This is a genomic window from Sporanaerobacter sp., assembly GCF_047830725.1.
Classification (GTDB): Bacteria; Bacillota; Clostridia; order Tissierellales; family Sporanaerobacteraceae; genus Sporanaerobacter.
Genome location: NZ_CP181252.1, coordinates 2,170,064 through 2,189,595 on the forward strand (window position 1 = coordinate 2,170,064; position 19,532 = coordinate 2,189,595).

Consider the following 19,532-nt stretch of genomic DNA (forward strand, 5'->3'; position numbering starts at 1 on the left):
TCCTCCTCTTATAATATGTATTTTGATATGTCTTTTTGTTGTAAATCATTAGTGAATCTTTTCTTTACATATTCAGCATCTATAATAATATTTTTTTCTTCTAAATCTGGTGCACAAAAAGATACTTCCTCTAATAATTTTTCAATAACTGTATGGAGCCTTCTTGCACCAATATTCTCATGTTGCTCATTGGAAATATAAGAAAATTTAGCAATTTCTTCTATGGCTTCTTCTGTAAAAGTTAAATCTACACCTTCTGTTTTTAACAAAAGCTGATATTGTTTAATTAAAGCATTTTTAGGCTTTGTTAATATTTCTTTGAAATTCTCTTCAGTTAAATTGTCAAGTTCAACTCTTATAGGAAATCTACCTTGAATTTCTGGAATTAAATCACTTACTTTTGAAACATGAAAAGCTCCCGCTGCAATAAAAAGTATATGATCAGTCTTAACGGGACCATATTTAGTAACAATTGTACTTCCTTCAATTATAGGTAAAATATCTCTCTGAACACCCTCTCGTGATACATCTGGACCTGATGAATAATTACTCCCTGCAATTTTGTCAATTTCATCTATGAATATTATGCCATTTTCCTCAGCTCTCTTAATACCATTTTTTACTACTTCATCCATATCTATAAGCTTTTGCGCTTCTTGTGCCTCTAATATTTTTCTAGCTTCTCTTACAGTTATTTTTTTCTTTTTCTTTTTTTTAGGGATAATATCTTCAAGAATATCATTCATATTTATATTGAATTCTTCTATACCAAGCTCACTAAAAAACTCTACTGTAGAATTTAATGATTCCTCTAATTCTATTTCAACGAGTTGGTCTTCCAATTCTCCTCTTTCAAGACGTTTTCGCAATTCCTCTCTACTATTATTTATATATATATATTCTTCATTTTTTTCATTTTTATCATCAACTTCCAAATTTCCAAATAACATCTCTAATGGGTTATCAGTATTTCTTTTTTGCTTTGGATAAGGAGCTAACAATTCAATAATTCTATTTTCAGCCATAGCTTTACCTTTATCAAATACTTTTGTGATTTCTTCTTCTTTTACAATTTGAACTGATATTTCCACCAAATCTCTGACCATGGAATCCACATCTCTGCCTACATAACCCACCTCAGTAAATTTAGTTGCTTCAACTTTTACAAAAGGTGCCTGTATAAGTTTTGACAATCTTCTAGCTATTTCAGTTTTTCCAACTCCTGTTGGCCCAATCATTAAAATATTTTTAGGTTTAACTTCTTCCTTAAAATCTTCTTCAAGCAAATTTCTTCTATATCTATTTCTAATAGCTATAGCAACAGCTTTTTTAGCTTTTCCCTGACCAACTATATACTTATCTAATTCTTCTACTATTTCTCTAGGAGTTAATTCTTTCATAGACAATCACTCTCCTCAAATGACTTCAACAGTTATATTATCATTTGTATAAATACAAATTGAAGAAGCTATGTGTAAAGATTCTTTTACTATTTCCTCAATAGTCAATTCAGAATGCTTAAAAAGTGCCTTGCCAGCAGCTAAAGCAAAATTACCCCCAGAACCTATAGCTGCAATTCCCTCGTCAGGCTCGATAACTTCACCATTCCCTGAAATAAGCAATAAATTGTCTTTATCTCCTGCAATAAGCATAGCTTCTAACTTTCTAAGTACTTTGTCCCTTCTCCATTCCTTAGCCAATTCAACTGAGGCCCTTCTTAAATTTCCTCCATACTGTTCAAGTTTTTCTTCTAACAATTCAGCTAAAGTAACTGCATCTGCTACAGAACCTGCAAATCCAATTACAACTTTTCCATCATATATTTTCCTAACTTTTTTAGCTGTACTCTTCATTATGGTACTATCACCCATGGTTACTTGCCCGTCTCCAGCAATAGCTACGCTTTCACCTTTTTTAATAGCTATAATAGTTGTTCCCATCATCATAAAAACCACACTCCTATAAACAAAGACTAGACCAAAGAAATACTATCACATTTTCTAGATAACTGCAAGATTATTTCATATGACATTTTCAGAATATTTAATCTTGTTTAAATTGTCAATCTATATATAGATTACTATATTTCTCTATAAAAGTACAGAATTAAATTCATATATTTTTCTTAACATTTTTCTCAACTCGTGAAAAACCACATGATTTATTTATGCACTTAATCGTTGTACTATTTTTGTTTTTTTTCTGCACAAGTATTCCCCCACAATTAGGACATTTTTCTTTAATAGGCCTATCCCAAGATACAAAATTACATTCCGGATAATTACTACATCCATAAAATAATCTTCCTTTTTTCGATCTTCTTTCTACTATTTTACCTCCACACAATGGACAATCTATATCTAATTCCTGCAAAAGAGGTTTAGTATTTTTACACTCTGGATATCCTGGACAAGCTAAAAATTTCCCATATCTTCCATGTTTAACAACCATATTTCTTCCACATTTTTCACATATGACATCAGTAGCTTCTTCTTCAATTTCAATTTTATCAATCTCTTCTTCTGCAACTATTAAATCCTTGCTAAAATCTTTGTAAAAATCTTCAACTACTTTCTTCCATGGGTACTTTCCATCTGCTACATTGTCTAATTTTTCTTCCATTTCTGCAGTGAATTCCTCATTTACTATATCTTTGAAATAATCTTCTAATAATTCATTCACTAAAATACCCAATTCTGTAGGCTTAAAATATTTATTTTCTAACACAACATATTCTCTACTTAAAATAGTACTTATAGTGGGTGCATAAGTACTAGGCCTACCTATTCCCAATTCTTCCAGTGTCTTTATCAATGTAGCTTCTGAATATGAAGCGGGTGGCTGAGTAAAGTGCTGTGCTGGTTCTAATTTATATAATTTCAATTCTTCTCCCTTATTCAAAGAAGAAACCATTAATTCGTTTTCATCTTTTTCATTTATATTATAGACTTTCATAAACCCTTCAAACTTTATTTTAGAACTTGTAGATTTAAAAACATATTCTCTGCATAAAATTTTTATCGAAATAGTTTCGTATACAGCTGGACTCATCTGACTAGATACATATCTTTCCCATATAAGTTTATATAACTTATATTGATCGGTTGATAAGTATTCTCTAATATTATCTGGCTCTCTTCTAACAGATGTAGGCCTTATAGCCTCATGAGCATCTTGAATATCTCCATTTTTTTTATTTTTAAACTTTCGTCCTCCATTAGAATACTGTTTGCCATAATTTTCTACAATGAATTCATCCGTATCTTTTATAGCCCCTTCAGAAATCCTTGTAGAGTCAGTCCTAATATAAGTTATAAGACCTATAGTACCATCTTTTTTTAAATCAATACCCTCATACAATTGTTGAGCTATCATCATAGTTTTTTTGGTGGAAAATCCAAGCCTTTTAGATGCATCTTGTTGCAATGTACTAGTTGTATAAGGAGGATATGGATTTCTTTTCTTTGTTCCTTTTTTCACTTCATTAATATAGTATTTGCCACCCTCAAGACCACCAAGTATTTTATCAACTTCTTCTTTAGATTTTAACTCTATTTTTACTTCTTTGTTTTCTACCATTTTCCCATAGAAATCAGCTTCAAACTTTTCATTATCTTTATCAAAAATACCTTTAATACTCCAATATTCTTCTGGTACAAAGTTTTCTATTTCCTTTTCCCTATCACATATCAACTTGACAGCTACTGATTGAACTCTACCTGCGCTTAACCCCTTTCTAATCTTTTTCCACAAAAGAGGACTTATCTTGTATCCAACTAATCTATCAAGTATCCTTCGTGCCTGTTGTGCATCTACTAAATTCTTATTTATAGGTCGTGGCTTCTTTATGGCCTCAGATACCGCTTCCTTAGTTATCTCATTGAATTCAATTCTTATAGGCTCATCTTCATCTAAGCCTAATAAATATGCTAAATGCCAAGATATGGCTTCTCCTTCTCTATCAGGGTCAGTTGCTAAGTAAATTTTATCTGATTTTTTAGCTTCATCTTTAAGTTCCTTTATCACTGGACCCTTACCCCTAATAGTTATATATTTAGGAGTGAAATTATTTTCTATATCTATTCCTAAACTACTTTTAGGCAGATCTCTTACATGACCTACAGAAGCCTTAACAGTATATTTTTTTCCCAAAAATTTTTCAATAGTTTTTGCTTTTGCAGGTGATTCAACTATAACTAAATTTTTCCCCAAATTTCGCACCTCCAGAGTATAAATATATTTCGCGATTATGATAGTGTATATATTCTGCCTTGAAGTTCTTTAACTATTCCTTTTAACTCAAGAATTGTCAAAGTACTATTTACAGTAGATATATCCAACCCTGTCGCGTATACTATATTGTCACAATGAGTAGGTTTTTCCTTTAAGCAATTTACAATTTTTATTTCAGTTAAACTTAAATCTGAATAATTTATATCTTTTTCTTCTATAGAGTTAAGTTTTTCTTTAAACTCATAAATTTCCTCTAAAATATCCTCTATATCTAATGCAATCTTAGCACCATCTTTTATTAAACTATTAGTTCCCCTACTAAACATACTATTTATATTTCCTGGCACTGCAAAAACTTCTTTTCCTTGTTCTATAGCATGCTCTACAGTGATCAAAGAACCACTTTTTTCAGTAGCTTCTATCACTATTACCCCCAATGACATTCCACTTATTATACGGTTCCTAAGAGGAAAGTTTGTAGCATAAGGCTCAGTACCAATAGAAAACTCAGATACAACAGCTCCGTTTTGAGATATTTCGTTATATAAATCCTTATTGTTTTTGGGATAAATAACATCAATTCCACTGCCAAGTACAGCAATAGTTCTACCATTTTCATTTAACGCGCCTCTATGAGCATAAGTATCTATGCCTTTTGCCATGCCACTGATGACCGTTATACCTAGTTTAGCCAATTCACGTGAAAATTTCTCACTAGCCCATTTTCCATAAGCAGTAGCTTTCCTAGAGCCTACAATTGCAATAGATAAATTGTCTTTTTCTGTAAAATCTCCCTTGCAATATAAAACCATGGGATTGTCATAAACATATCTTAAGTTAACTGGATAATTTTCATCAAGTACTGTAATCACATTTATTCCTAATTCATTTATTTTTTCCATCACTTCATCTAGTTGATTAGGATTTCTATGAAAAATAATCCGTTTCTTTATCTCTTCGTTAATGCCTTTTATACTCATGATTTCAGAATTAGTTGCTTGCCAAATATCAGAAATGTTTTCAAAATGTTTTAATATCTTTTCAACAGTTCTATTGCCAATCTTTATATTATTTAACCATATAAGCGTTTCTTTATTGTTGAAACTATTCATCTCTTTACCCCCAATACTTTTTATCTAAACTCCTATATTGAATAGCTTCTAAAACATGTTTTTCCATTATATTTTTTTCTCCATCTAAGTCTGCAATAGTTCTAGCCACCTTTAATATTTTGTTATAACTTCTAGCACTAAATTTAAATTTTTTAAATGCTTCCTTCATGATTTTTTCGGCACCACTATTTAATCTACAATATTTTTTAATATTTTTAGAACTCAATTGACCATTAGAATAAATTCCTTCATCTTTATATCTTTCAATCTGTATTTTTCTTGCCTCATCGACTCTACTTTTTATATCTTTTGAAGATTCAACTTTTATATCTTTTTCTAAGTCAGAATAATCTACAGGCATAACTTCAGTATGTATATCTATTCTGTCTAACAGCGGATGACTTATTTTGCTTAAATATTTTTCAATACTGCCTTCAGAACAGGTACATTCATGATAAGGATCTCCAAAATAACCGCACGGACATGGATTCATGCTAGCCACTAGCATAAATTCAGCAGGATATGAAAGTGTTGCATTTACTCTAGATATGGTCACAAAACCATCTTCCATGGGTTGTCTCAAAACTTCTAGAACATTTTTTTGAAATTCAGGTAATTCATCCAAAAACAACACACCACGATGAGCCAATGAAACTTCTCCAGGTTTAGGCATCCTACCTCCGCCAATTAAAGCTGTAGCTGAGGCAGTATGATGAGGAGCTCTAAAAGGCCTTCTACTTACTAAAAACTCATCATTAAGCAATCCTGCAACGCTGTATATTTTAGTTATTTCAATAGACTCTTCAAAAGTCAAATTAGGAAGTATACTAGGAAGTCTCCTAGCAGCCATAGTTTTACCCGATCCCGGTGGACCAATTATAAGGATATTGTGAGAACCAGCTGCAGATACCTCTAATGCTCTCTTCAAACCTTCTTGTCCCTTTATGTCACTAAAATCATCAGCAAAATTGTCATTGATATCAAACAAATCCCTTATATCTTTTTTATAGTATTCAATTTTGCACTCCCCATTTAGATACATTACCAATTCATTTAAATCTTTTATAGGTATAATATTTATATCATCAATGACTCCACATTCGTCTCTATTATCATAAGGCAATACTACATTTTTCACATTCATCTCTCTAAGAGAAATAACCATAGGGAGTGCTCCTTCAATTTTATTTATTTTCCCATCCAAAGAAAGTTCTCCCAAAAATGATATTCCACTTAAATCACAATTATTTACAATTCCCATAGCCGACAATAAACCAATTGCAATAGATAGGTCCATTTGAGAACCTTCCTTTTTTAAATTGGCAGGAGCCAAGTTAATTGTAATCCTATTTAGAGGAAACTCATATCCACTATTTTTTATAGCCGTTCTTACTCTTTCTTTAGATTCCTTTATAGCTGTATCAGGCAATCCCACTATATTAAATGTAGGTAATCCTCTTGATATATCCGTTTCAACCTCTATGATAAAACCATTAAGTCCCTGAAGAACGCAAGTTTTTACTTTTGAATACATTTTTAACCCCTTTTCTAATTTATTTAAATATTCAATATATTAAAAACAAGCTAATCATATTTTTATCTAAACAAAAGCATCTTCAAAATGATTTATTTTTTTCTTATTTCCTATATAGACTTCTATTATATCAAATCTAATTTGAAAGTTTTTTAAATTATATTGTTTTATATAACACAATGCAGTATTAATAATCTTTGTTTGTTTCTTTTTATTTACCGCTTCATAAGCATAACCATAATTTGTACTTGTTCTAGTTTTTACTTCTACAAATACTATCAATTCACTTTTTTTAGCTATAATATCAATTTCACCTATTTTATTTCTATAATTTCTTTCTAATATAATATAATCCTTAGACATCAAGTATTTGCAAGCTATTTCCTCTCCCATTGCCCCTTTTTCTACATTATTATTCATCTATATCACCTTTTTTCTTATCTAAAGAATAAACAAATGCAATTATTTCTGCAACTACTTCGTACAATTCAGGCGGAATTTCCTGTCCAATATTTAATTTAATTAAATCATCTATGACATTTTCATCTTCATAAATATTTATATTCTCTTTTTTTCCCTTTTCTATAATTTTTTCTGCAATATACCCTTCACCCTTTGCTATCACTGTTGGAGCTACAAATTCTTTTGTATATTTTAATGCAACTGCCCTCTTTTTTTTATCTTTGCCCATAATTACACCTTCACATCTAAAAAATAATAAGGCTCATGATTTTCAATCAAAGTATTAATAAGGTTGACTTCTTCATCTAATACATAGTTTATAGAATTTAATCTATACCCTTTTTCACTTAATTTTTGAGTCAAATACGCTTCATTAGATTTGAATAAATAGACATTGTCATTGTTTAAACTAAAATTCAAATTTATCAAATCATCAAATACTTCACAATATACTTTAACATTGCCTAAATACTCCATATTTAAATTTATAAAAAAATTTACTTTGTCTTTTCCATTAAAACTTCCTTTTTTCTTCTTCAATATAGTAATGGCATTGTTTTCTTTAAAATTCTTTATTGTCATAGGTACATAAACAAAAGTCATTTTTTCATTTATTTCATTTAAAAAATCTATTTTATACATTAACTCTTTTATATCCTTCTCAGCATTTTTATATATATTTAAATTTTTATTATCAATGTCATTCTTTAGAATACCTTTTATTTTTTTCAATTCATTTCCCAGATTCTTATAATAATCTTTAATAGCTATAGCATTTTCTTTAGAAAATGCTATGTTTATTTTCCCATTATGGAATATTTTTTGTATATCCTGCTTTTTGTAAATATTTTCCTCATTTTTCCCTTCAACAATATTAACTATATTTAAAAGCTTCTCAGGTATAAGCTCTTTATTTTCCATGATATCATTTAAATTCTTTAAGTTGTTAAGTGATACACAAATTTGATTTTTTATCAAAAAAGTAATAATCTTTATGAATTCACTCGATACTTTTCCATTTGGAAGCAAATTTCTTATTTCATTATATATAAAGTTCAAATCATTTTTTTCAGGATAGTCATCTTTCTCTACTATTATGAATTTTTTAATATCCTCTTTTATAGGATCTTGACTATCATTAAAAAGTATTATTTTTTCATTTAAAGTCTTATTGAAAATATCTTCAAGTTTGTCTATAATTTTTATTTCTCTATTTATATTATCACTATTTATAGGGATATTATATTCAAACAATGTCTCTAGCAATTCTCTTGTAATATCATCTTCTAATATGCCATATTCTTTCAATATTTTACTTATCGTTAATTTTTTTAGATTATCATTGCTATTTGAGGCCACTTCTTCTACATTTTCATTTAATAAAGGCACAAGCTCTATTTTCCCATTTTTTAAAAGTTTTACAGTAAAACTTATCTTTTTCCCTTTTAAATCATCAACATTCAGTCTGTTTTCAGCTCTAATCAATCCAAGATCTTCAATATTTAAAAACACATATTCATCCAATATATCAATTATTTCTCCATTTACAGTACTTCCTTCTTTTAATTCATTATTATTTAATTCAAATATAAAATTTTGAAGTTGATAAAAATCATCTATTCTCATTTATTTCACCCTGATATTATATCACTAAATAATATTTTTCAAAAAAGTCAATCTGTGTATTGGAGAAGGGCCAAGCTTTTTTATAGCTTCCCTATGTTCTTTAGTCCCATAGCCTTTATTTTTCTCAATAAAATACCCTTCATACTCTTTTCCCCAAATATTGCATAGTCTATCTCTGTAAACCTTAGCTACAATAGAAGCACAAGAAATTCCAAAACACTTGTCATCTCCCTTTATTATGCTTGACTGTGGTATATCTAAATAAATTTCTTCAGCATCTATTAAAATATAATCAGGTATAACAGTATTTCCATTTTTATCTTTTAAATTAAGTACCGCTTTCTTCATAGCAAGTCTAGTACTTTCCTTAATATTTATTTCATCTATAATTTTAGAATCTACCTGTCCTATACCCACAGCATATGCTGATTCTAATATTTCATCGTATAATTTTTCTCTTTTTTTAGGTGAGAGTTTTTTTGAATCTTTAACCCCCTGTATAAATACATCTTTGGGCATTATAATAGCACATGCCAATACATCGCCTGCCAATGACCCTCTTCCTACTTCATCAATACAAGCAATACATTTGTATCCCTTGTCCCAAAATTCATTTTCTATCTCAAACATATATATTCCTCCAAAATTAAGGCAATTCAAGGGTTATCCTTCCAATTCTGCCTTTTCTAAAATCATCTATAATAATATTGCTAACCTTTGTAAAGTCAATTTCCTGTCCCTTGCTTATACACCCTCTATTTTGAGCAATGTTTTCCACTATTTCATATATTGTCTTTCCACAAACAGTTATATTATATCTGTTTTCTAACAATTCAGGATAAGTATCAACTAACCTTTCAACTAGTTTAAATGCCAAACTTTCTATATCCAGCAGCTCATCTTTTATAGCTCCAGTAAAAGCCAAATTAAGACCTACGCTTTCATCCTCAAACTTAGGCCAAAGTATACCTGGAGTATCTAATAGTTCTAAATTCCCTTTAAGTTTAATCCATTGGTTAGCTTTTGTAACTCCAGGTCTATTTCCAGTTTTTGCTCCCCTTCTACCAGATAAGCTATTTATCAATGTAGATTTCCCTACATTGGGAATACCAACTATCATAGCTCTAATAGGTCTATTCTTTATACCTTTTTTCTCCAATTTAAGTTTTTTTTCCTTCATAAGTTTATTGGAAATGTCGATTAGTTCACTGAGGCCTTTATTATTCAACGAATCTACCAATACTGAAGCTATTCCTTTGTTTTGATAATATTGTTGCCACTTAATATTTCCTTCATGACTACTCAAATCAGATTTGTTTAATATAACTATCCTTGGTTTATCTCCTACGATATTGTCAATATCTGGATTTTCGCTGCTTATTGGTATTCTAGCATCTAATAGTTCATATATAATATCTACTAATTGTAGATTTTTCTTTATAGATTCTTTAGTTTTTTTCATATGACCTGGATACCAATTTATATTCATTATATCACCAACCTAATTATATAAATAAATATTGGGACCCATATAGTCCCAATATATTAATAGTTTGTCTTCTCTTTAACTTTAGCTGCTTTTCCTTGTCTTCCTCTTAAATAATATAATTTTGCTCTTCTTACTTTACCTTTTCTTGTAACAACAAGCTTTTCAATTCTTGGAGAATGTAGAGGAAATGTCCTTTCTACTCCAACACCATAAGAAAGCCTTCTAACTGTGAAAGTTTCTCTAGCACCTCCACCTTGTCTTTTTATAACAGTTCCTTCAAATACCTGAACTCTCTCACGTGTACCTTCTTTAACCTTGTAGTGAACTTGAACTGTATCACCTACGTTAAATTCGGGTATATCTTTCTTAATTTGTTCATCTTCAATCATTTTAATAATATCCATGCCTAAACCTCCCTTCTCCCTAGACGTTCTTATCCTTTCGACAGAGGACCGTCCCTTATACCATTACCTTGTGTATTATAGCACATGTATTGTAAAATTACAACTAAATATTTTTTTTATCTTCCTCAATAATTTTTTCTATCATCAATTTTTCTTCAGATGTAAACTCTCTTTTTTCTAATAAATCTTTTCTATTTAAATATGTTGCTTTTAAAGACTCATACTTTCTCCATTCAGCAATCTTTTCATGATCTCCAGATAAAAGTATTGAAGGTACAGAAAGACCTTTAAATTCCCTAGGCCTAGTATACTGAGGATACTCTAACAATCCATTATAGTGAGACTCTTCCATAAAGGATTCTTGACTACTTAATACCCCAGGAATAAGCCTAACTATAGAATCTATTAGCAACATTGCTGGAATTTCTCCACCTGTCAATACAAAGTCCCCTATCGATATCTCCTCATCTATATAGTTCTCTACTATACGATTATCTATCCCTTCATAATGTCCACAAAGCAAAACTAAATGATTTTCTTTAGCCAATCTATTGGCCATTTCCTGATTGTAAACCTTTCCTTTTGGCGAAAGATAGATAACTATAGAGTCATTTTCTTTAATACTTTCTATAGCTTCATAAATTGGTTCAGGTCTCATAACCATACCTGGACCTCCTCCAAAAGGATAGTCATCAACTTTTTTATGCTTATCTTTAGAAAAATCTCTTATATTAGTACAATTTAATTCAACCAAATTTTTATCTACTGCTCTACCTATAATACTCCATTTGAAAAATTCCCCAAATAATTCAGGAAACAATGTCAAAATATCTATTTTCATTCTATCAATCCTTCAATAGGCTCTATAACTATCTTTTTTTCTTCTATACTTATCTCTTTTATAAATTGTTTTACTGCTGGTATTAGATATTCTTTATGGGAATTCAAATCTTTTACTACATATATATCATTACTCATATTAGTCAAAACTTCACTGACAATTCCTATTTCATTATTACTTATATCAATTACCTTACAGCCAATGATATCAAATATAAAATAAGTATCATCTGGAAGTACTATTTTGTCTTTCTCGTCTATATATAAATATTCATTTTTATATACTTCAACTTCATTTATATTATCGTACTCTTTAAACTTTAATATTACTAAATTTTTTTGATACCAAATTTTTTCAACAGTAACTTTTATTTTTTTGTCACCTATATATAAATTTTTAAGCTTTTCAAATCGGCGTATATCATCTGTTAAAGGATAAACCTTAATCTCTCCCTTAATTCCATGAGTGTTTGTGATTTTCCCAACTTGTATAAAATCCATAATTTCACCTACCATATAGTAGAAAAGGGATTAGCTTTCTAATCCCTCACTGAATAATTTCTACAACTACTCTCTTGTTTTCCTTTATAGCAGCTGCTTTAACTACTGTTCTAATAGCTTTTGCTATCCTTCCTTGCTTACCAATTATTTTCCCCATATCCTCTGGGGCTACTTTTAGTTCAATAATTACTGACTGAGTACCTTCAACCTCATTGACTTCAACTGCATCTGGATTGTCTACAAGAGCTTTAGCAATCATTTCTACTAACTCTCCCACTCATTTCACCCCCTAAAGGAATTATTCTTGGCTTTTATTTTCATTTAATTTTTCATAAATTCCAGCTTCCCTAAAAAGCCTTTCAACTGTATCTGTAGGTTTAGCACCATTATTTAACCAATTCATAGCTTTTTCATCATCAACCTTTACAATTTTAGGTTCTGTCAAAGGATTATAGTACCCTATTTCTTCTATGAATCTTCCATTCCTTGGAGAACGGGAATCAGCAACTACAATTCTATAAAAAGGATTTTTCTTTGCACCCATTCTTCTTAGTCTAATCTTAACTGCCATTTTCTCACCTCCTTTAAATTCCAATATCATCTATTAAAAAAATGGAAATCCAAATTTCCCTTTTTTCTTGATTGTCTTTTCCATATCAGTGAATTTTTTCATCATTTTTTTTGTCTCTTTAAATTGCTTTAATAGTTTATTTACTTCTTGAACTGACGTCCCACTACCATTAGCTATTCTCTTTCTTCTACTGCTATCAATTATAGATGGATCTTCTCTTTCTTTAGGAGTCATTGATTGAATAATAGCCTGTATTCTATCTAATTCTTTTTCATCTACATTTAAATCCTTTAATTTTTTATTATTGACACCTGGTATCATACCAATTACCTCATCTAGCGGTCCCAAATTCTTCATCTGATCCAATTGATCTAAAAAATCATCAAAAGTAAATTGCTGATTTCTAATTCTTTTTTCAAGTTCTTGGGCCTTTTTAGCATCAAAAGATTCTTGAGCCTTCTCTATAAGACTTAGTACATCTCCCATGCCAAGAATTCTTGAAGCCATTCTATCAGGATGGAAAGGCTCTAATTGTTCCATTTTTTCTCCCATACCAGCAAATTTAATTGGCTTTCCAGTAACTGCTCTTATAGAAAGTGCTGCTCCACCACGAGCATCTCCATCCAATTTGGTCAACACGACACCAGTAATATCTAATTTTTCATTAAAAGTCTCTGCTACAGTTACAGCATCTTGTCCTGTCATTGAATCTACTACCAATAATATCTCTTTTGGATTTACTTCTCCTTTAATATTTTGGAGTTCTTCCATCAGATTTTCATCTATATGAAGTCTACCTGCAGTATCTATTATAATAATATCATTCCCATTTTTCTTTCCATGCTCTACTCCAGCTTTAGCAATATCCACAGGATCATTTTTATCTCCCATAGTAAATACTGGTACACTTACTCTGTCACCAACAACTTCTAGCTGTTTGATAGCTGCTGGTCTATACACATCACAAGCCACTAACAATGGCCTTTTATTTTGTTTTTTAAGAAGTAGCGCCAATTTACCTGCGGTAGTAGTTTTACCTGCACCTTGAAGCCCACACATAAGTATTATCGTTGGTGGGTTTGAAGAAAATTCAATTTTACTTTCGCTTTCCCCCATCAACTTCGTCAACTCTTCATTTACAATCTTTATCACTTGTTGCCCGGGAGTCAAACTCTCCATAACTTCTAAACCAACTGCTCTTTCTTTTACATCATTTATGAATTTTTTTACTACCTTAAAGTTTACATCAGCTTCTAGAAGTGCTAATTTAACTTCTCTCATAGCAATATCTACATCTTTTTCAGTAAGTTTCCCCTTGCCTTTTAATTTTCCAAGAGCATTTTGAAGTTTCTCTGATAAACTTTCAAATACCATCATATACCCTCCTGGTCATTTTCTAATATTTCCAAAGCAATTTTTTTAATATTTTGGGCTTGTTCTTTTGCGTATTCATGTTTTAATTTTTCTGCATTTTTTTCAATCTCATATGAATATTTAAGTATAGTTTTTATCTTTTCTTTGGTAAAATTAAATTTTTTAACTAATCCTAATGTTTCTTCATATTCATACAGCTTATTTTCAGCTCTTTTTAATGTATCATATACACCTTGCCTACTAATACCCAATTCTTCTGCAATTTCTCCTAGAGATAAATCATGAATATAATAAAACTCAATAATTTTATATTGACTTTCACTTAAAAGTTTCCCGTAAAAATCAAACAATATTCCAATCTCAACTATTTTCTCTACCATAGTATCACCACATATAAAATATCACTGTCAAGTAATAAACTTGACAGTGATATTTTATTATATATATCTTTTTTTGTCAACATTTTTTTAAATAATAGCTTCTACAAAACTTTCAGTCTCAAAATTTTGTAGATCATCTATACCTTCACCTACTCCAACCAATTTAACTGGAACATTTAGCTCAGATTGTAAAGCTATAACAACTCCTCCTTTTGCAGTTCCATCAAGTTTTGTAAGAACTATCCCAGTAATATCACAAACTTCTTTAAATACTTTTGCTTGGAGAATAGCATTTTGCCCTGTAGTTGCATCTACTACTAGCAATACTTCTTTTGTTGCTTCTGGATATTCTTTTTCAACCACTCTGAAAATTTTATTTAATTCATTCATCAAATTTTTCTTATTGTGCAATCTACCAGCGGTATCACATATCAAAACATCACATTTTCTAGCTTTAGCTGCTTGAATACCATCATAGATTACTGCAGCTGGATCTGAGCCTTCACTATGAGCTACTATATCGACATTAGCTCTATTTGCCCACTCTTCTAACTGTTCAATTGCAGCTGCCCTAAAAGTATCTCCTGCAGCTATTAATACTTTTTTTCCATCCTTTCTTAGATTACAAGCCATCTTTCCTATAGTAGTTGTCTTTCCTACACCATTTACTCCTACAACAAGTATAATTGCTGGCGATGGTTCTATATTTAAATTTCTATCTACATCCAATTTATTTAGCGTACATTTTATTTCTTCCTTAAGATACTTTTTTACATCAGTTGGATCTTTTATTTTGTTTTCCTTTACCTTACTTTTCAGATTATCTATTATTTCCATAGTAGTTTCCACACCTACATCTGATGTAATAAGTATTTCTTCTAATTCATCAAACAATTCCTCATCAATTTTCCCATAGGATTTTAATATGTTATCAATTTTATCTGTCATTCCCTTTCTAGTCTTAGCTAATCCCTGTTTCAATTTAGTGAAAAAATCTACTTTTTCTTCTAAATCCTCTTGTTCCATCAAATCATCTTCTTGTATGACACTATCCCTTGCTTTTTCAATTTCTTCATTTTCAACAATTTCATCTTTAACCACATCAATTTCTTCATATACTGCTTCTTCATTTATCTCTTCATCAATTATTTCATCAATATTCTCTTCATCAATATTTTCTTTTTTCTTTTTTTTGAATATATCAAAAAATTTCGCCATATTTGTTCCTCCTTATCTTAGCTAGCTTTTTCTTTCATTTTATCAGAAAGTTTTACTGAAACCAATCTACTTATTCCTTCTTCCTCCATGGTTACACCATACAATGTATCAGCAATTTCCATAGTTCCCTTTCTATGTGTTATCATTATAAATTGAGTATTTTCTGAAAAACTCTTTAAATACGAAGTATATCTTGTAATATTTGCTTCATCCAATGCTGCATCTATTTCATCAAGTATACAAAATGGTGTAGGTTTAGTTTTTAATATAGCAAACAAAAGAGCTACAGCAGTAAGAGACTTTTCTCCACCCGATAAAAGAGAAAGACTTTGAAGTTTTTTTCCTGGTGGCTGTGCAATTATTTCTATTCCACTTTCAAGAACATTTTCTTCATCTACCAAATATACATCAGCTTTTCCTCCGCCAAAAAGTTCTTTAAAAACCACTTGAAAATTTTCTCTTATTAAATTAAAGTTTTCTAAAAATTGCTTTTCCATTTTAATTTCCATGTCTCTAATTATTTCTTTTAGAGATTTTTTAGCAGAGAGTAAATCATCTTTTTGAGAATTGATAAATTCAAATCTTTCTTTTACTTTTTTATATTCTTCTATAGAGCCTAAATTTACAGTGCCTAGATTTTTAATATCATTTTTCAATGCCCTCACTTCTTCTTCAACTTCTTTGAAATTTTTAATTTCAATCTTAAAATTTAGAGCTTCTTCATAATTTAGATCATATTCTTCTTCCAATCTAGAAATATAGTTTTCAATCTGAACACTATATTTAGCATATTTTACATCCAAACTATTTATACTTTTTTCAAGTAAATTTATCTTTTCGTCCATTCTTTTCAACTTTTCTTGTTCATTTGTAAAATTTTCCATAAATACTTTTTTGTTTTCTTTGAATTTATTTAAATTGAGTGCACAATCTTCTAACAATTTATGTTGAGTATTTATATCCTCATGAATCTCTTGTCTAAATTTATTAACTTCTTGTATTTTAGTACAGTTTTCATCACATTCCATATCTATTTCATTTATAACATTTAAAATATCTGAGCATTCTTTATCTATATACAATAATCTTTCTTTAGAAGATACTACTATATTATCTATAGAATTGATTTGAATTTTAAGTTCAGTTATCTTATTTGCTTTTTCTTGTCTTAATTTTTTTTGTCTTTCAAAATTCTCCACCATATCCCTTATACTATCTTTTACCGAATCCCTGCCTTTTTCCAATTGAACAATCTCATCTTTTAAAGATCTAACTTGAGAATCAATAGCTTCAATCTCTTTATTTAAATTTTGTATTTCATCCACACACTTTTGTATTCTGCAATCATTTTTTTTCATATCTGATAACATTTGAGCTATATTATTCTCAAGCTGTATTATATCTATATTCGTAGATTGAATTTTTTCATCTTTTTCTTTAATAGTATTGGATATATCATTAATTTCTATTTTCATTTTATCTACTTTTTCTTCATTAAAATTCAATTCACTTCTAAGCACCTGAATTTCTTCAGATAAACTTGTCATTCTGTTTTTCCTATTCAATATATTTGTACTATTTTTTTGTATACTACCTCCTGTTATAGAACCGCCTGAATTCAAGACATCTCCATCTAATGTAACAATTCTAAATGAATATCCATGTTTTTTAGATAATTTTATTCCACAATCTATATTTTTAACAACTAATGTTCTTCCTAATAAATAATCAAAAATACCACTATATTTTTCATCGTATTTTATCAAATCTGAACCAATTCCTATTCCACCTTGTTGTCTTACTTCTTCCATATTTATATTTAGCCTTTTGCCTTTAACTGAAGATAGGGGTAAAAACGTAACTCTACCTAAATTATTTTTCCTAAGATACTCAATAGCAAATTTTGCATCTTCTTCAGTATTAGTAACTATATTTTGCAAACTAGAACCCAAAGCTATTTCTATAGCTTTTTCATATTGTTCATCCACCTTTACTAATTCCCCTATTACACCAACTATTCCTTTTTTTAATATAGACTCTTTTTTTGCTGCCAACAAAAGGTTCCTCACACTTTTATAGTACCCCTCATAATCTTCTTCCATGTTTTTCAATAAAGTGTAATTTGATATCTTTCCTTGCAACAAACTCCTGTCTTCATTGATTTTCTTAAGTAGTAGCTCATATTCTTCTTTTAAACAGTTTTCTTTCTCTTCATACTTTTTTTTCTCATTTAAAATAACTTTGAGTTCTTCCTCTTTTTTTTCTTTTTCTATACTCAATTTATTTGCAAGAGATTCCATCTCATCTTTTTCTTTAGATAGAGTATTAATTTCCCTATCTAATTCATCTATTCTTTTTCTTATGCTTTCTTTAAAAACTTCCAAACTATTGGCCTTATTTTTTTTATCAGAAAGGAAATTATAAGTTTCCACAATATTATCTTTTTCTTTATCAATATCCTTTTCTTTTGCTTCTATTTGGATACTTAATTTTTCTAAAATCTCACTTTCCTCTATAAATTTCTTATTTAACAAAGACAATTCCTTTTCCTTTAATTCTATTTCATTTATTAGGTTTCTTTTTTCTTTCAAAAGTTCTTCTCTTAATTTTAAATTTTCTTTCTTTTCTTTTTCCAATCTTTCCTTTTCTTTTTTATAAAACTTTTCATTTTCATCATATAATGCTAACTGATGTTGATTCTTATCTATACTGCTCTGAATTAAATATTTCTTATTTTGAAACTCATCAATAGATTTGTCCATATCATCTATTTGATTTTTAATTGAGAAATATCTATTTTCAATTTTTTCTTTTTCTTCCACATAAATATCTACTTGCTGATTTAAGTCTTTCTTTTGTTTTTCTATATTTATTAGTTCTTGTTTTAATCTATCTATCTCATTTATAAATAAATTAACTTCTAAAATCTTTAGATGATTGCCTTTTTTTAAGTATTCCTTGGCAATATTTGACTGTTCCCTCAAAGGATCTATCTGTCCTTCTAATTCAAATAATATATCATTAATTCTTAATAAATTCTCTTCGGTTTTCTCAAGCTTTTTTTCTCCTTCTTCTTTTTTAGCTTTATATTTGACTATTCCAGCGGCTTCTTCAAAAATGTTTCTTCTATCTTCCGATTTTGTACTAAGTATTTCATCTACTCTGCCTTGTCCAATAATTGAATAGCCATCTTTTCCTACTCCCGTATCCATAAATAACTCTTTTATATCTTTTAACCTACAAGAATTTTTGTTTATATAGTACTCGCTTTCACCTGATCTAAACATTCGCCTAGTAACTGATACTTCAGAATAATCTATAGGTATAATTCCATCTTTATTATCAAATATTATAGTTACTTCAGAAAAACCCAAAGGTCTTCTCTTGTCAGTTCCTGAAAAAATAACATCCTCCATTTTATTGCCACGGAGAGTCTTTATACTTTGTTCACCTAATACCCATCGTATAGCATCAGAAATATTGCTCTTGCCACTTCCATTTGGGCCTACTATTCCTGTTATTCCATTTTTAAATTCTATCTCTGTTTTATCAGCAAAAGACTTAAATCCTTGTATCTCCAATTTTTTTAAATGCAATACAAACACCTCTTCATACTTTATCCAAAAAGGTTTCCATAGTGGAAACCCATCTTATTTATATCAATTTATTAGATATCAAATATTTTTGTATAAATTCCATTTTATTTATTTTATCATAAAAATCACTACTTTTGATAAATAAATTTTCATTTGAAATATCTTTGCCATAAATTATTATTTTCTTTATTT

19 protein-coding genes are annotated in these 19,532 nt (G+C 29.5%); all 19 read right to left on the minus strand.

Annotation, left to right across the window (positions count from 1 at the left end; all coding sequences use genetic code 11):
* Positions 1-8: 8 nt before the first annotated feature.
* Positions 9-1,400, minus strand: coding sequence for an ATP-dependent protease ATPase subunit HslU (gene hslU / locus ACFWUA_RS10925; RefSeq protein WP_416198052.1), 1,392 nt, complete (start codon positions 1,398-1,400; stop codon positions 9-11).
* 15 nt (positions 1,401-1,415) lie between these two features.
* Positions 1,416-1,946 (minus strand): ATP-dependent protease subunit HslV, encoded by a 531-nt coding sequence (gene hslV / locus ACFWUA_RS10930; RefSeq protein WP_416198053.1) that lies wholly within the window; start codon positions 1,944-1,946, stop codon positions 1,416-1,418.
* A gap of 166 nt (positions 1,947-2,112) precedes the next feature.
* Positions 2,113-4,212, minus strand: coding sequence for a type I DNA topoisomerase (gene topA, locus ACFWUA_RS10935; protein WP_416198054.1), 2,100 nt, complete (start codon positions 4,210-4,212; stop codon positions 2,113-2,115).
* Positions 4,213-4,247: 35 nt separating this feature from the next.
* On the minus strand, positions 4,248-5,345 hold the full coding sequence (dprA, locus tag ACFWUA_RS10940) for a DNA-processing protein DprA (RefSeq protein ID WP_416198055.1): 1,098 nt from the start codon (positions 5,343-5,345) through the stop codon (positions 4,248-4,250).
* Positions 5,346-5,349: 4 nt separating this feature from the next.
* Entirely contained in the window at positions 5,350-6,879 is a 1,530-nt protein-coding gene (locus ACFWUA_RS10945; RefSeq protein ID WP_416198056.1) for a YifB family Mg chelatase-like AAA ATPase, read from the minus strand.
* Positions 6,880-6,945: 66 nt separating this feature from the next.
* Positions 6,946-7,299, minus strand: coding sequence for a YraN family protein (locus tag ACFWUA_RS10950; protein ID WP_416198057.1), 354 nt, complete (start codon positions 7,297-7,299; stop codon positions 6,946-6,948).
* On the minus strand, positions 7,292-7,570 hold the full coding sequence (locus tag ACFWUA_RS10955) for an EscU/YscU/HrcU family type III secretion system export apparatus switch protein (protein WP_416198058.1): 279 nt from the start codon (positions 7,568-7,570) through the stop codon (positions 7,292-7,294). The genes ACFWUA_RS10950 and ACFWUA_RS10955 overlap by 8 nt, the downstream gene beginning before the upstream one ends.
* Positions 7,571-7,572: 2 nt before the next feature.
* On the minus strand, positions 7,573-8,967 hold the full coding sequence (locus ACFWUA_RS10960; protein WP_416198059.1) for a hypothetical protein: 1,395 nt from the start codon (positions 8,965-8,967) through the stop codon (positions 7,573-7,575).
* 24 nt (positions 8,968-8,991) lie between these two features.
* Positions 8,992-9,597 carry a ribonuclease HII gene (locus ACFWUA_RS10965; protein ID WP_416198060.1) on the minus strand — a complete coding sequence of 202 codons (606 nt, stop codon included), beginning with the start codon at positions 9,595-9,597 and terminating at the stop codon, positions 8,992-8,994.
* Positions 9,598-9,613: 16 nt separating this feature from the next.
* A complete protein-coding gene (gene ylqF, locus ACFWUA_RS10970; RefSeq protein ID WP_416198061.1) occupies positions 9,614-10,456 on the minus strand; it encodes a ribosome biogenesis GTPase YlqF in 843 nt (280 codons plus the stop codon).
* A gap of 56 nt (positions 10,457-10,512) precedes the next feature.
* Complete coding sequence (gene rplS, locus ACFWUA_RS10975; RefSeq protein WP_416198062.1) at positions 10,513-10,860, minus strand: 50S ribosomal protein L19; 348 nt, start codon at positions 10,858-10,860, stop codon at positions 10,513-10,515.
* Between the two features lie 103 nt (positions 10,861-10,963).
* Positions 10,964-11,701: a tRNA (guanosine(37)-N1)-methyltransferase TrmD gene (trmD, locus tag ACFWUA_RS10980; protein WP_416198063.1), complete on the minus strand. Its 738-nt coding sequence runs from the start codon at positions 11,699-11,701 to the stop codon at positions 10,964-10,966.
* On the minus strand, positions 11,698-12,201 hold the full coding sequence (gene rimM / locus ACFWUA_RS10985) for a ribosome maturation factor RimM (protein WP_416198064.1): 504 nt from the start codon (positions 12,199-12,201) through the stop codon (positions 11,698-11,700). Before rimM ends, trmD begins: the two co-directional genes overlap by 4 nt.
* 46 nt (positions 12,202-12,247) lie before the next feature.
* On the minus strand, positions 12,248-12,478 hold the full coding sequence (locus ACFWUA_RS10990; RefSeq protein WP_416198065.1) for a KH domain-containing protein: 231 nt from the start codon (positions 12,476-12,478) through the stop codon (positions 12,248-12,250).
* A 21-nt stretch (positions 12,479-12,499) separates the two neighbouring features.
* A complete protein-coding gene (gene rpsP, locus ACFWUA_RS10995; RefSeq protein WP_072744557.1) occupies positions 12,500-12,772 on the minus strand; it encodes a 30S ribosomal protein S16 in 273 nt (90 codons plus the stop codon).
* A gap of 33 nt (positions 12,773-12,805) precedes the next feature.
* Positions 12,806-14,146, minus strand: coding sequence for a signal recognition particle protein (gene ffh / locus ACFWUA_RS11000; RefSeq protein WP_416198066.1), 1,341 nt, complete (start codon positions 14,144-14,146; stop codon positions 12,806-12,808).
* Positions 14,146-14,526, minus strand: a complete 381-nt coding sequence (ylxM, locus tag ACFWUA_RS11005) for a YlxM family DNA-binding protein (protein ID WP_416198067.1) — start codon at positions 14,524-14,526, stop codon at positions 14,146-14,148. Before ylxM ends, ffh begins: the two co-directional genes overlap by 1 nt.
* Before the next feature lie 87 nt (positions 14,527-14,613).
* Positions 14,614-15,744: a signal recognition particle-docking protein FtsY gene (gene ftsY, locus ACFWUA_RS11010; protein ID WP_416198068.1), complete on the minus strand. Its 1,131-nt coding sequence runs from the start codon at positions 15,742-15,744 to the stop codon at positions 14,614-14,616.
* A gap of 17 nt (positions 15,745-15,761) precedes the next feature.
* Positions 15,762-19,340, minus strand: a complete 3,579-nt coding sequence (smc, locus tag ACFWUA_RS11015) for a chromosome segregation protein SMC (protein WP_416198069.1) — start codon at positions 19,338-19,340, stop codon at positions 15,762-15,764.
* Between the last annotated feature and the right edge of the window lie 192 nt (positions 19,341-19,532).

Excerpts from the sequence above, each read along its gene's own strand:
- hslU (WP_416198052.1), bottom strand. The coding sequence starts at position 1,400 with ATGAAAGAATTAACTCCTAGAGAAATAGTAGAAGAATTAGATAAGTAT.
- hslV (WP_416198053.1), bottom strand. The coding sequence starts at position 1,946 with ATGATGATGGGAACAACTATTATAGCTATTAAAAAAGGTGAAAGCGTA.
- dprA (WP_416198055.1), bottom strand. The coding sequence starts at position 5,345 with ATGAATAGTTTCAACAATAAAGAAACGCTTATATGGTTAAATAATATA.
- ACFWUA_RS10945 (WP_416198056.1), bottom strand. The coding sequence starts at position 6,879 with ATGTATTCAAAAGTAAAAACTTGCGTTCTTCAGGGACTTAATGGTTTT.
- ACFWUA_RS10950 (WP_416198057.1), bottom strand. The coding sequence starts at position 7,299 with ATGAATAATAATGTAGAAAAAGGGGCAATGGGAGAGGAAATAGCTTGC.
- ACFWUA_RS10955 (WP_416198058.1), bottom strand. The coding sequence starts at position 7,570 with ATGGGCAAAGATAAAAAAAAGAGGGCAGTTGCATTAAAATATACAAAA.
- ACFWUA_RS10960 (WP_416198059.1), bottom strand. The coding sequence starts at position 8,967 with ATGAGAATAGATGATTTTTATCAACTTCAAAATTTTATATTTGAATTA.
- ACFWUA_RS10965 (WP_416198060.1), bottom strand. The coding sequence starts at position 9,597 with ATGTTTGAGATAGAAAATGAATTTTGGGACAAGGGATACAAATGTATT.
- ylqF (WP_416198061.1), bottom strand. The coding sequence starts at position 10,456 with ATGAATATAAATTGGTATCCAGGTCATATGAAAAAAACTAAAGAATCT.
- rplS (WP_416198062.1), bottom strand. The coding sequence starts at position 10,860 with ATGGATATTATTAAAATGATTGAAGATGAACAAATTAAGAAAGATATA.
- trmD (WP_416198063.1), bottom strand. The coding sequence starts at position 11,701 with ATGAAAATAGATATTTTGACATTGTTTCCTGAATTATTTGGGGAATTT.
- rimM (WP_416198064.1), bottom strand. The coding sequence starts at position 12,201 with ATGGATTTTATACAAGTTGGGAAAATCACAAACACTCATGGAATTAAG.
- rpsP (WP_072744557.1), bottom strand. The coding sequence starts at position 12,772 with ATGGCAGTTAAGATTAGACTAAGAAGAATGGGTGCAAAGAAAAATCCT.
- ffh (WP_416198066.1), bottom strand. The coding sequence starts at position 14,146 with ATGGTATTTGAAAGTTTATCAGAGAAACTTCAAAATGCTCTTGGAAAA.
- ylxM (WP_416198067.1), bottom strand. The coding sequence starts at position 14,526 with ATGGTAGAGAAAATAGTTGAGATTGGAATATTGTTTGATTTTTACGGG.
- ftsY (WP_416198068.1), bottom strand. The coding sequence starts at position 15,744 with ATGGCGAAATTTTTTGATATATTCAAAAAAAAGAAAAAAGAAAATATT.